Below are 11,525 nucleotides of genomic sequence, written 5' to 3'. Positions count from 1 at the left end.
TTTTTAAGCCTAATAATCTGGATCTTAGATAGCCCTAAAGGGCTTACTACGAGGATGAGACAATATCAACGGATTATTTTTATCAGTTTAATTGCTTTAATTCCGATTGGATTAGCGAGTAAATTTTATCGAGGGCCATTGGATTTATGGTTTAATAATTCTGTTGGCGGGGTGTTTTATGTCATGTTTTGGGTGCTTTTAGTCGTTTTAATTAATCCTAAATTATCCCCTGGATGGGTGGCATTTTGGGTATTTATTGTGACTTCTAGTTTGGAATTTGCCCAACTCTGGAAACCGCCTTTTTTAGAAGGGATTCGGGCTTATTTATTGGGTCGTTTGTTACTCGGAACAACCTTTTCCTGGTGGGATTTTCCCTATTATATAATTGGCTGTGGATTGGTTTGGTTAGGATTAAAATATCTGAAATCCTATTTAAAGTTATATAGTAATCCTAAATAGGTTATAACATTTTAATCATGATAAGAAACAGCCATAATTATTATCTGGTGTTCCCTATTCCCTATTCCCTATTCCCTATTCCCTATTCCCTATTCCCTATTCCCTATTCCCTATTCCCTTTTGATCAGGAATAGGGGTAAGAAACAGGGTTTCTATAGAGATGTTGATCAACCCAATTTTAACTAATTAATACTGGGTTCCTGTCTTCCGATAATGAACCGCCGTAACCCCCTCTGGATTCAACACCTGACCCTGATGAACCGTGGCATAAATTACCCAATGATCGCCACATTCCATCCGATTTTTAACCTCACAATCGAGATAGGCTAAGGCATCTTTTAAGATTAAACAACCACTCGATGTTTCTTCCGTTTCTAAGTCAACAAACCGATTTTCTCCTGGTTCAAATCGCTTGAGAAAATGTTTTCGCAGTTGTTTTCCTTCCTGCAAAATATTTAGAACAAAGCGATCGCCAATATGAGTTAAGGGTTCCAAGGCCCGATCCTTGGCTACCGCCACGGTAAACCCCGGAGGGTTAAAGGTCGCCTGGGACACCCAGGACGCTAACATGGCGCTGTACATCTCCCCCCGACGCCCGGAGACGACACACAAGGAACCCACCACACGCCCCAAGGCCTGGGCGGTGCGATCGGCCCCCGCAGAAGTCGCCGTAGGCCGAAATGCCCGGCGTTTTTGGGTGCGTTTGAGGGTTTGAGCAAAATCAATTGCGGCCTCTTTGCAGGTTTGGAGGGTGATATCCGTCGGGGCAAATTTCACTCGGATGGGTTCAAAACCAAATCTATAACCCGCATCTTTTAAGCGACTTTCTAACAAGTCAATTGCTTCTCCACTCCATCCATAGGAACCAAATACTCCGGCTAATTTATTCGTCGAAGCTGTATTTAGAATCACTCCTAAAGCGGTTTGAATTTGAGTGGGAGCATGACCTCCTAATGTGGGAGAACCAATAATAAATCCATCACATTTTTCTAGGGATTCTTGAATTTCTGAGGATTTAGCGTATTCACAATTAATTAATTCTACGGCGATATCGGACTTTGTTAATCCTTTGGCGATCGCTTGGGCTACTGTTGCGGTATTTCCATAGGCTGAGGCATATAATAATGCTACAGTTAAGTCTTGAGATTTCTGTTTTTCACTCCAATCTCGATATAAATTTGTTAGTTCGGTTTTGCCATGTTTAACTAACGGCCCATGACCGGTTGCATAGAATTTAATCGGGGGTAATTCCTTGATTTTATCGAGGATAGAAATAACTTGTTTGGCTTGGGCTGCATGAAGACAGTCATAATAAAACCGTCGATCATCGCTATAAACTGACCAGCCCTCATCAAAGACTTGATCGCCACAAACGTGCGCCCCAAATAGCTTATCGGAGAATAAAATTTCCGTGGCTTGATCATAGGTTAAAAGGGAATCAGGCCAGCGAGGAGTAGGAGTTAAAACAAACTGTAATTGATGACCTTGACCTAAATCTAAGGTTTCTTCTCCTTTGATGGTTAAAATTTTTAAGTTTTTGTTTTCAAAATATTCTCGTAGGGCTAAAGCAGCCGGATTTGAACAAACGAATGTTACATTAGGTGATAATGCCAATAAAGCCTTTAATGTCGCACCTCGATTAGCATTAAAGTGACCCAAAATAATATAATCCAACTGTTCCAAATTCCCGCGAGTTTGTAACGCTTCAATATAATTTTGGGTAAAGGATTCTCCGGGGGGATCAATAATTGCAGTTTGATCGGCTTCAATAATATAACTGTTCGCCGTTGTTCCCCGTTGGAGGGAATATTCAACTTCAAATTTTAACCGATCCCAAGTGCGCGATCGCACGACTTTTGTGTTATTTCCAATTAAAAAAACTTGAACATCCCGTGGTTTTTGATTAGGCATAATCTTGGATTAAAAAAAGTTTTGATTGTTCCTAAGTATCGATCCCCCTAAATCCCATTATTAAGGGGGACTTTGAGACTTTGTTTCCCACTTTTGAATGGGACTTTAAGACTCCGATTCCCTCCTTTTTGGCGGGGTTAGGGGGGATCTAATCAAGGTTAATAATCAAGGTTAATAATGATTTCCGACTTTGCGATGGTGAACCGCCGGGAGCACTTCTGGATCACTGACTCGTCCATTATCAACGGTGGCGTAAACAATCCAATGATCACTTAACTCCATCCGACTTTGGACTTGACATTCTAAATAAGCTAAGGATTCTGTTAGAATTGGACTGCCATTATTAGCGGTTTGGGTATTAATTCCAGCAAACCGATCCGCACCAGGGGTAAATCGTTTTAAGAAGTGTCTCATCAGTTTTTGATAATTATTTTCTGCTAAAATGTTAAGCACAAATTTATCATCAACCTGCATTAACGCTTCAATGGCTCGATCCTTAGCAACTGCAATGGTTAATCCTAATGGTTGAAAACTCGCTTGATTCACCCAGGAGGCTAACATCGCACTACTAACTTCTCCTTTTTGAGCCGTAATAATATACAATCCACCGCTTAGGCGTCCCAGGGCTTTATCTAAGTTGGTATCCAGGGATTTCATCTGCTTAACGGTTTTATCTCGACTCAACCATTGTCCGATATCTGTTCCCGCTTCATCGCAGGTTTGATAGGTGGTGTCATGGGGAGTTTCCGTAATCCGAATCGAAGGAAAGGCTTGCTTTAATCCAGCGTCATTGAGTTTAACTTGCAAGGGATATAATGAGAGATCATTTCCCCCTCCCGACTCATATAAACCGTAGGATTGTTTGTTATGGGCGGATGCAATAATGGTGTTAATGGTTTCTCCTGCGAGTTCCGAACCCAGGCCAGAAATCGGGGGCATTCCGATAATAAATCCCGCAGAACCCATCACTAATTCCCGCACTTCTGTCGCTTCAGCCGTGCGTAAATCCATCATTTCGACAGCAACACCGGTTTTTGTAATTCCGTGGGCGATGGCTTGGGAGAGGCGATCGCTATAGCCATAGTCGGAGAAATAAAACACCGCCACAGCAGTTTCAGATTTAGTTTGTTCGTGACTCCATTTCCAATAACGTCCTTTTAATTCTTCTAAATTATGCCGTAATAACGGGCCGTGTCCTGTAGCAATCGTGGTAATTTCTCCTAAAGGTTCCATGCGTTTCATCGCATTAATTACCGAACGGGCATTAGGAGCCATTAAACACTCATAATAAAAGTGAAAATCCGGTTCAAGTGCTGCTAAGTTTTCATCGTAGGTTTGATCGGAACAATAGTGCATTCCAAACGCATCGCAAGTAAATAAGGTTTGGCTTTTCCGATCAAAGCTAAAAATTGTATCCGGCCAATGTAAATTCGGGGCGGAGACAAATTCTAAAACATGATCATTTCCTAAATCTAAGGTATCGCCATTTTTAACTAATTTGCGTTCAAAGGGCGTATGGGTTAAATTTTCTAAAAATTGAATTGCTACCTTCGACCCGACAACCGTAGCGTTAGGTGCAAGTTCTAAGATATCTTTGACTAAGCCACTGTGATCGGGTTCGGTATGACTAATAATTAAATAGTCAATATCCGCAGGATTAATTAATCCCTTGAGTGTATCCAAATACAGTTGCCGGAATTTGGCATGGGATGTGTCAACGAGGGCGGTTTTTTCCCCTCGAATGATAAATGAATTATAGGTTGTGCCGTTTTGCAGGCCAAATTCTATATCAAATCTTTCCCGATCCCAGTCCAGGGAACGAATAGCAGTGGTATCAGCAGCAATCTCTTGAACTTCAATTGTTAAACGATTTTGTTTTACACGATCAGTGAGGGCTACCATTCATGACCTCCCTAGATAATTGGTTATAACTTTTTAAGTTGTTATTCTATTGTGGCACGGATTAATGGTAAAGATTTATTAAAAAACCTATCACCTAGTTAAGATTTACAAAAGTAAAGCTGTTGACGGTTGGCGAGTGTCCTCGCTCCCCTGGCTTTTTCGGCTCCCATCTTTACAAAACCTTAACAATTGCTAACAAATTTTTACACAATCTTTAAATAGGGGGCTTGACCCCTCACCCAATAAAAGTTATATTGTGGTATGTAGATGCACCCTGATGGTAGGGAGAGTTGCCAAGGCGACTCTCTCTTTTTTATCCCATTGCGGAACGTCCCTGTTTTCCTAACTTAAAAAATACAAAATAACCCAAATAAAGAATATAAACTGCCAAACCGACTAAGGCAAAAAAGCCTAAAAATTGGGGGGTTAAATTGGGACTGAACGTTTGTCGATATAACCAGGGAGGATCTAGCCAAATCCGGCAAGTTGCATCCGCGATTAGATCTTTTTGACTTTGGGAAAATCCACAGTGTAAAACCGGAATTAAAGCGATCGCACCCAAAAGGTTATAAACCGTCGCCGCCCAACGCCAAGAAGTAAAGAGTGACTTCAGACCGGAATTGGGCATTTCTGAAACTTCCTCATTCAGATCCACCCAAAACCAGAGGGAAATCGGAATTAAAACCCGCGCCATCAGCAACGTCAGAAAACCAATCGGGAGGGCAGCAACCATTAAATACAAACTAATGATCAACAAACTAGCAACCCGCAAATAGGTGATCATTAAGTGTTGAATGGCTTCAGCTTTCTGAACAAAAGCCCAAACAAAGATCACCAAGGGAATAATCAGTGCAAATATAACCGCCAGCCTATAGTCCGTCCAGACCAACGGTTGTAACCAAGAAGATTCGACGGCTAGTAAACAATTGAACATCCTAAATTATTAAATCCAATAAAGAAAAATTAAGCAACTGGGTTAACTTGAGTTAACTCTCAGTTGCTTATCAATTAACAGAAACTAAACAGCCTAAAAAGGAACCTATTAGTCTTCATAAAGCCGACATTCAGCCGCATCGGGGTTATCGCTGCAATAAACTTCAAAAGAGCTTTTGGGTTTTTCTTGTTTTTGGTGTGAAGCTTCCGCTTGTAATTCTTCCACCGCATCCCAAGCTGCTGCACATTCTTTAGAGGTAGCGCCGCTGACGTCACAGACTGTGCGGGCTTCCTCTAGTTCTTTCTCGATGAGTTCGTTGATATTGTTCATAAACCTTGCGTTTAATCTAATCTACATAAGTACAGGTTCTAATCCCACTTGAGAACATTGAGTAAGGGTTACCCACTTTGTCCTTTTTGTCCGGCTATGCCGCTAAAGTTTGGATTTCCTTCTTACTGTAATACATAAGTTTCAAGTGTGAACTACCTACACTGACAATTTTGATGTAGTGTGGGCTTCCAAATTCGCAATTGATCAAACATTGCATCTGCTGTATTTCCACACAATCTGTTATCTTAGCACAAGAGAGCAGACTATTGAGGGAGGGCGAAGATGGCGGAATCGACAACTAAACCTATGCGCTGGGTCAGTGCTTTATCTCAACGTCCTTCCTTAGAAGCGGCGGTGAAGGAAGTTGTGGAAATTGCTCAAGATGCCTTACGAGCTTCTCCAGACCTGGGCTTAGTCTTTATTTCCTCAGCCTTTAGTAGTGAATATTCCCGACTGATGCCCTTACTCCAAGAACATCTCAAGCTTCCCACCCTGATTGGTTGTGGTGCCGGGGGTGTGATTGGCATGAATTCCGATTACCAGGCGGAGGAAATTGAGGGAGAACCCGCTCTGAGTCTCACCTTAGCCCATTTACCTGGTGTTGAAATTCATCCGTTTCACTTATCTGCTGATGATTTGCCTGATTTGGATAGTTCCCCGGATCGGTGGGTGGAGTTAATTGGTGTCAAACCTGAAGATCAGCCGCAATTTATCCTGTTAGTTGATCCCTACTTTGGTCAAATTAATGATTTTTTACAAGGCTTGGATTATGCCTACCCGGGTTCGGTAAAAGTTGGAGGCCTAGCCAGCACTGGAGCCATGGGAGGGGGAACGGGGGTATTTTCCGGTTCCAAGCGTCACTCTGAAGAAATTGTAGGCATGGCGTTGTATGGCAATATTGTGATTGAAACTATTGTTGCCCAGGGTTGTCGCCCCATTGGTCATCCCTACCGCGTCACCCAGGCTGAACGCAATATTGTCTTGGAAGTGGAAACGCCATCGGAAGATTCCCCCCTGGAAACCACTTCTGCCGTTTCTGTGCGCCTATCTCCCTTAGAAGCATTGCAAGATCTGGTACAGCAATTAAGCGAAGAAGATCGACAACTGGCTCAACATTCGTTGTTTGTTGGGGTGGTGCGGGATGAATTTAAACAGAAATTAGAACCTGGGGATTTTTTAATTCGGAATTTAATTGGGGTTGATCCCCGGGCTGGGGCGATTGCCATTGGCGATCGGGTTCGTCCCGGACAACGGATTCAATTTCACCTCAGAGATGCTCGTACTTCGGCGGAAGATTTAGAATTATTAATAGAATGTTATCAACGACAGGCTTCTTCCTTTCCCCAAGGAGTCACAAATGCCGGATCATTGATGTTTTCCTGTTTAGGACGGGGAGAAGGACTTTATGGAGAAGCGAATTTTGACTCCCGACTGTTCCGACGGTATTTTAATATTCCCTTGAGTGGCTTTTTTTGCAATGGTGAAATTGGCCCTGTGGGAAATGCCACGTTTCTACACGGTTATACCTCGGTTTTTGGCATTTTTAGGCAAAAAAATTATTAATTAATATCGATTCGATCTTTGTAAAAACTCGGTGTTTGAAGTTTATGCAGGAAGATTCACAACGGCTTTCGGTTTTGACACAATTGTTTACAGTCGGCATTGAGCGGGCAGATATTATGTTAGAAATGATCTCTCGATCGCCGATCAAGTTGAAGTTACTATCTGTGGATTTATTCCCCCCGCAACAGTTACCGATGCAGTTGGAAAAACAGGTGAGTTTCAAGGGACTAAAAGCTGTAGAAATGGTATTTACAGGAGAGTTTCAAGGGAATACTCAACTGATATTTCCTAAACAAACTGCAACAATATTAATTGATTTGATTGAAAGTGAAGATCGGCGCAAATTAGATAAAGAAGCGTTTGAAAAAGCCATTTTTAGTGAAGTGGGAAATATTTTTTATAATGGCATCATGGGAGTGATTAGTACCCTATGTGAATATGGAATTACCTATATGATTCCTAAATACAAAGAGGGAGAGCTAAGACAGATATTATTAGGGAATTTATCTCCTAAATATTCAATTGCTTTAATGGGAGTTATTCAGGTTTTACAAGATCGAAATTTAGTCTTCTGGTTTCAATTTGATACCTTGGAAAAACTCTTGGAAAAAAGCGGTAATATTGGGGATTATTTTGATGTTTAATCGCAGAGAAGGGAATGGGGAATTGGGAATGGGGAATGGGGAATGGGGAATGGGGAAGAAAAGAGTTTACCCTTTAGGTTTTAGTTTTAGACTCCTTTGTCTCCCATAAATTAAGATAAAACTAACTGAGCAAAATTATCAATCTGATCTGTAGCACTAAATTCTTCAAAATAACGACGCACAGAGGGCGGAAACAGTTCAAAATTGAATTGCGTATCTCCGTTGGCAATATCCGCCCAAAAATAACGCAGATGGGGAACTATTTTTTCTGCTTCTTGAGGGGTTAATTTTAACGGGGGATTGGTCAATAGTTTCATCATAAAAGGAAAAGAACGCTCCGCCATCCATTCCCGGGATTTTAATGGTAAATCTGGCCAATCTTCAACGGCGGTAATTCGATGGGATTCTATCTTTAAAACGGGTTTTCCCTGAGTATTGGTATGAACATGAATCACGCGATAGGGATGGGGATAACTGACTAATGATCCCGTAGTAATATCATAAATTCCTTGCCATTCGGCAATATCTTGAACGTGCAAATGTCCGGTAAAAACTAACTGCACCCCCGCCTGTTTTAAAATTTCTAAAAAACGCGGAGCATTTTCTAACATATATCGTCGCCCTAAAGGATTCGTCGCTTGTCCGGGTAAATGTTCAATCACATTATGATGAATCATCACGAAAACTAATTGATTTTTGACTTGAGATAATACCTGTTCTAACCACTCTAACTGTTCCGATTGTAAACAGCCTATTTGATTGCCATGATCATCAAAATTATTGGAATTTAACCCAATTAATTGTAACCCGGGTAAAATTTCCCTGGTATAATCTAAACCTTGGTGATTTTCATAGCCAAAAGCTCGATAATATTGGGGAAATTCCCTCAATCCAATGGAATTTTTATGGCTTTCTAATGCTGGAAAATCATGATTTCCAGGAATCACATAAACTGGATAGGGCAGTTGGCTTAATCGTTGACTTAACCATTGATGATTTTCCCGTTCTCCATGTTGAGTTAAATCCCCGGGTAAGAGTAGAAAATCTAAATCTAATTCCCCTAAATGGTCTAATGCCAATTCTAAAGCCGGGATGCTAACTTCCACTAAATGGAAACGGTGGGGATGATCCCATATTGTTTCAGGCAAGGCAATATGCAAATCACTGACAATGGCAAATTTAAAATTTAAGTTCATAAGTAAATCGGCAAAAGGGCTGACAAAAAAGGTATTACTCGACGCAATAATTGACAAAATTAAGGTATAATTAAATGTCCATCATTTTGTTAAATTGGATGAACTTTGATCTCTTTACTAAAAGAATATAGCGAAATTAATCCCATTTTTTAAAGAATATTAATAATTTTAACATTACTTCATTATCCTCTCCCCGAACGGTCAGATATTTTTATTTTTACGGATAAAATTGCAGCGGCTAAAAAAGGCGGGTATTTGTACTTTTCAATACATAAGAAACGGATTTTTGGAGGTATACAATCCGTATATGTACTCATTTCTTAATGTAACTCTAACAAAAGTTAAAATTATTTAAGAAATGTAATACAATAGTTAAATAATTGTTAAGGATTTTCAGCAGTATTATCGATGCACAAAAACTATTACGGCTTGTTAATCTCCACCCTCAGTCTTCGCCATCGCTGGAAATGGCAAATTATTCTCCCCTATGGCGAATATTTGACCTCCGACGAAGACTATGCCTCCGCAGAAGAAGCGCTCCAGAAAGGAAAATCCTGGTTAGAACGGAAGTCAGCGTTTAATGCCATTAATAGCTGTCTGGCTCAGTTTTATAGTTCGGGGGTACTCAATCCTTCGGAATACAGCAGTCTGATGGATTCTCTGCGGGGAATCACCGAAAGTTGTTCATCCGATTAAATTGGTTTGAATTCATCAATCCAACCTGTCCGAAAATGACCGATTTGATTTGCTTGCCAAATTTGACCACTATTAATATCTAAACCTGTTAACCAACCTTGTCCATAAACCCAAGTATCAATACAAATGGCAAGGTTTGATCACCCCCCCATTTAAACCAAGCATCGAAATTTTTGTTTAACAGGACTTACGCAAGGACGCTATATATAGCGCATTAATCTGGTTCAGACAGAAGGGCGATATGCCCCCGGCAAGCTACGCGAGCGCGCTTATAATAAAGAGAATCAATCTGTGTTTGATCCCTCATTAACTTTCAAGAACTAGCATCAACTACCAACCGCTTAAACAAAGAAACTGAAATAATTTTAGTATCTTCCCAGGTTTTTACTTCAGTTAAATCTCTATCTCCTGTAATCAAAAAATCCGCCTTAGCCGCCACAGCACAAGCGAGAAACTTAGCATCTTTTCTATCTCTAGGAAAATCTACCTCAACATTTACTTCTAAAACTGTAGTAAATTGCTCTATAAAAGTTAACCACTCTGTCCGTATTTCTTCCGTTAAAGGAAACTTAGGACGATTTAAAACTTCTTTGTATTCAGTTAAAATCTCTGGTGATATAATCCATTCATAATTAGGATGATCAGCCACAAACTGAATCACAATCCTCGGATTGCGTCCTTTTAGAACAGCAGATACTAAGACATTGGTATCAATAATAACTTTCATTCCCCTCTACGATAAGCTTCAATTTCTGCGGTAATTTCTTCTTCCGTAATATCTTCTACCCCTGGCAAAGCTTGGGTGCGATCAAATAATTCTCGCAACTTTTGACTCATTTCTGCACGGGGATTTTCTTCTGCTAAAATAATCACCTCTACTCGCTGTCCGGGTTGAAAAGGTAAATCTGATAAAATCACCTGTTTCGGGTCTTCTATCGTGATGTAAGCTTTATAAGCATTCATAAATAGTTCCTCTTAATTAAATGCTGAAAATTTTATTTTACTGTCCTTTTAACAAACCTCAAAATTCAACTAAAATTTATTCTGACAACCTCTGATCATGCAAAAGCATTAATTGATTAGCGTTCAAAGTCTCTATAGCATAAGCCCGACCGTTTAAATCACTATATTCTACCTCAAAAATATTCGGTTTGTACACTATCGAATAGTTTTATTTATGAATCCACTTTTCCATTCCTTGTAATTACCTTCTCCCACAGCGTACTGCCAAAGGTTCTTATATTGTCAAATTTAATTTCTAGGGCATTTTCCTGAGTTGATATATTCACGAAAGCTCTTAGCATAAAGATAACTTTTCGATTTCCACCAAGCAGCCACTCCCGGCTGTGCCAAATGATCTCGTATATTTTGACCCCAGCCAGCCCATAATTCTTCTTCTAATAACTTAGTTATTATATTGGTAATATAAATTCTCGTATAAATTGAAAAAGCTAGACATAAGCTCATTAAATCTAGCCAATTGTGTTTCGTTGAATTTGTCGCTACTTGCCTGTCCCAACCTATATATTTTTGCTACTTCTGCATCCTGGCTAATGCGGGATTCAATCTCAGCAAAAGCAGTGATAATTGATTGATAAGTTGCGCCTTTAGTTGCTCTTGTACTCTCCCTCACTTGGATAGCTACATAAATTAGAGACACAACTATTACAATCGTCTGAATGATATCAGTAACATCACCTATAGAAAGTGAAATCTGAGATAAAATCATTTTTTCTATATTTCCTGCTAATTTTTTATTTAGAGCTTTCCTTCAAGTAACATTATAACATTCTCAGCAATTCGTTCCTCTAATTCCCTCGCCTCCCCATTTAAAATTTCCAACTCCTCATTCAATTCTTCCAAAAATATGCCGTCCATCAATAAATAATA

General features: G+C 40.1%; 13 protein-coding genes. 4 read left to right on the top strand and 9 right to left on the bottom strand.

Annotation, left to right across the window (positions count from 1 at the left end; all coding sequences use genetic code 11):
* Window positions 1-54: 54 nt before the first annotated feature.
* Window positions 55-459: a ribosomal maturation YjgA family protein gene (locus PL11201_RS24775; RefSeq protein WP_079681495.1), complete on the top strand. Its 405-nt coding sequence runs from the start codon at window positions 55-57 to the stop codon at window positions 457-459.
* Window positions 460-645: 186 nt separating this feature from the next.
* Here PL11201_RS24775 and PL11201_RS24770 read toward each other — a convergent pair whose 3' ends face one another.
* The 4 genes from PL11201_RS24770 to PL11201_RS24755 all read right to left on the bottom strand — a co-directional run bounded on the left by PL11201_RS24770 (window position 646) and on the right by PL11201_RS24755 (window position 5,536).
* On the bottom strand, window positions 646-2,370 hold the full coding sequence (locus PL11201_RS24770; protein ID WP_079681494.1) for a diflavin flavoprotein: 1,725 nt from the start codon (window positions 2,368-2,370) through the stop codon (window positions 646-648).
* Between the two features lie 171 nt (window positions 2,371-2,541).
* Window positions 2,542-4,272: a diflavin flavoprotein gene (locus PL11201_RS24765; RefSeq protein WP_079681493.1), complete on the bottom strand. Its 1,731-nt coding sequence runs from the start codon at window positions 4,270-4,272 to the stop codon at window positions 2,542-2,544.
* A gap of 313 nt (window positions 4,273-4,585) precedes the next feature.
* Window positions 4,586-5,206, bottom strand: a complete 621-nt coding sequence (locus PL11201_RS24760; protein ID WP_079681492.1) for a DUF3177 family protein — start codon at window positions 5,204-5,206, stop codon at window positions 4,586-4,588.
* Window positions 5,207-5,314: 108 nt separating this feature from the next.
* On the bottom strand, window positions 5,315-5,536 hold the full coding sequence (locus PL11201_RS24755; RefSeq protein ID WP_079681491.1) for a Calvin cycle protein CP12: 222 nt from the start codon (window positions 5,534-5,536) through the stop codon (window positions 5,315-5,317).
* 306 nt (window positions 5,537-5,842) lie between these two features.
* Here PL11201_RS24755 and PL11201_RS24750 point away from each other — a divergent pair, with 306 nt between their 5' ends.
* Together PL11201_RS24750 and PL11201_RS24745 are read left to right on the top strand one after the other, a co-directional pair.
* Window positions 5,843-7,099: an FIST signal transduction protein gene (locus tag PL11201_RS24750; RefSeq protein ID WP_079681626.1), complete on the top strand. Its 1,257-nt coding sequence runs from the start codon at window positions 5,843-5,845 to the stop codon at window positions 7,097-7,099.
* Between the two features lie 44 nt (window positions 7,100-7,143).
* Window positions 7,144-7,743, top strand: coding sequence for a hypothetical protein (locus PL11201_RS24745; protein WP_079681490.1), 600 nt, complete (start codon window positions 7,144-7,146; stop codon window positions 7,741-7,743).
* A 110-nt stretch (window positions 7,744-7,853) separates the two neighbouring features.
* Here the strand turns inward: PL11201_RS24745 and PL11201_RS24740 are convergent, their stop codons facing one another.
* The gene (locus PL11201_RS24740) at window positions 7,854-8,939 is read right to left on the bottom strand and encodes a metallophosphoesterase family protein (RefSeq protein ID WP_079681489.1); all 1,086 of its coding nucleotides are present in this window, start codon (window positions 8,937-8,939) and stop codon (window positions 7,854-7,856) included.
* 408 nt (window positions 8,940-9,347) lie between these two features.
* On the opposite strand from PL11201_RS24740, the gene PL11201_RS24735 reads away from it, so the two are divergent.
* Entirely contained in the window at window positions 9,348-9,635 is a 288-nt protein-coding gene (locus PL11201_RS24735) for a hypothetical protein (RefSeq protein WP_079681488.1), read from the top strand.
* Between the two features lie 313 nt (window positions 9,636-9,948).
* Here PL11201_RS24735 and PL11201_RS24730 read toward each other — a convergent pair whose 3' ends face one another.
* The 4 genes from PL11201_RS24730 to PL11201_RS24715 form a co-directional block, all read right to left on the bottom strand.
* Window positions 9,949-10,362, bottom strand: a complete 414-nt coding sequence (locus PL11201_RS24730; RefSeq protein WP_026796026.1) for a putative toxin-antitoxin system toxin component, PIN family — start codon at window positions 10,360-10,362, stop codon at window positions 9,949-9,951.
* Window positions 10,359-10,598 (bottom strand): hypothetical protein, encoded by a 240-nt coding sequence (locus tag PL11201_RS24725; RefSeq protein WP_026796027.1) that lies wholly within the window; start codon window positions 10,596-10,598, stop codon window positions 10,359-10,361. Before PL11201_RS24725 ends, PL11201_RS24730 begins: the two co-directional genes overlap by 4 nt.
* A gap of 76 nt (window positions 10,599-10,674) precedes the next feature.
* The gene (locus PL11201_RS24720) at window positions 10,675-10,794 is read right to left on the bottom strand and encodes a DUF4926 domain-containing protein (RefSeq protein WP_234996832.1); all 120 of its coding nucleotides are present in this window, start codon (window positions 10,792-10,794) and stop codon (window positions 10,675-10,677) included.
* Window positions 10,795-11,040: 246 nt separating this feature from the next.
* A complete protein-coding gene (locus PL11201_RS24715) occupies window positions 11,041-11,364 on the bottom strand; it encodes a hypothetical protein (protein ID WP_079681486.1) in 324 nt (107 codons plus the stop codon).
* Between the last annotated feature and the right edge of the window lie 161 nt (window positions 11,365-11,525).

Source organism: Planktothrix sp. PCC 11201 (assembly GCF_900009135.1).
GTDB lineage: Bacteria > Cyanobacteriota > Cyanobacteriia > Cyanobacteriales > Microcoleaceae > Planktothrix.
This window is presented reverse-complemented; position numbering and strand designations above follow the sequence as displayed.

Excerpts from the sequence above, each read along its gene's own strand:
- PL11201_RS24760 (WP_079681492.1), bottom strand. The coding sequence starts at position 5,206 with ATGTTCAATTGTTTACTAGCCGTCGAATCTTCTTGGTTACAACCGTTG.
- PL11201_RS24750 (WP_079681626.1), top strand. The coding sequence starts at position 5,843 with ATGCGCTGGGTCAGTGCTTTATCTCAACGTCCTTCCTTAGAAGCGGCG.
- PL11201_RS24770 (WP_079681494.1), bottom strand. The coding sequence starts at position 2,370 with ATGCCTAATCAAAAACCACGGGATGTTCAAGTTTTTTTAATTGGAAAT.
- PL11201_RS24730 (WP_026796026.1), bottom strand. The coding sequence starts at position 10,362 with ATGAAAGTTATTATTGATACCAATGTCTTAGTATCTGCTGTTCTAAAA.
- PL11201_RS24765 (WP_079681493.1), bottom strand. The coding sequence starts at position 4,272 with ATGGTAGCCCTCACTGATCGTGTAAAACAAAATCGTTTAACAATTGAA.
- PL11201_RS24735 (WP_079681488.1), top strand. The coding sequence starts at position 9,348 with ATGCACAAAAACTATTACGGCTTGTTAATCTCCACCCTCAGTCTTCGC.
- PL11201_RS24745 (WP_079681490.1), top strand. The coding sequence starts at position 7,144 with ATGCAGGAAGATTCACAACGGCTTTCGGTTTTGACACAATTGTTTACA.
- PL11201_RS24775 (WP_079681495.1), top strand. The coding sequence starts at position 55 with ATGAGACAATATCAACGGATTATTTTTATCAGTTTAATTGCTTTAATT.
- PL11201_RS24755 (WP_079681491.1), bottom strand. The coding sequence starts at position 5,536 with ATGAACAATATCAACGAACTCATCGAGAAAGAACTAGAGGAAGCCCGC.
- PL11201_RS24715 (WP_079681486.1), bottom strand. The coding sequence starts at position 11,364 with ATGATTTTATCTCAGATTTCACTTTCTATAGGTGATGTTACTGATATC.
- PL11201_RS24725 (WP_026796027.1), bottom strand. The coding sequence starts at position 10,598 with ATGAATGCTTATAAAGCTTACATCACGATAGAAGACCCGAAACAGGTG.
- PL11201_RS24740 (WP_079681489.1), bottom strand. The coding sequence starts at position 8,939 with ATGAACTTAAATTTTAAATTTGCCATTGTCAGTGATTTGCATATTGCC.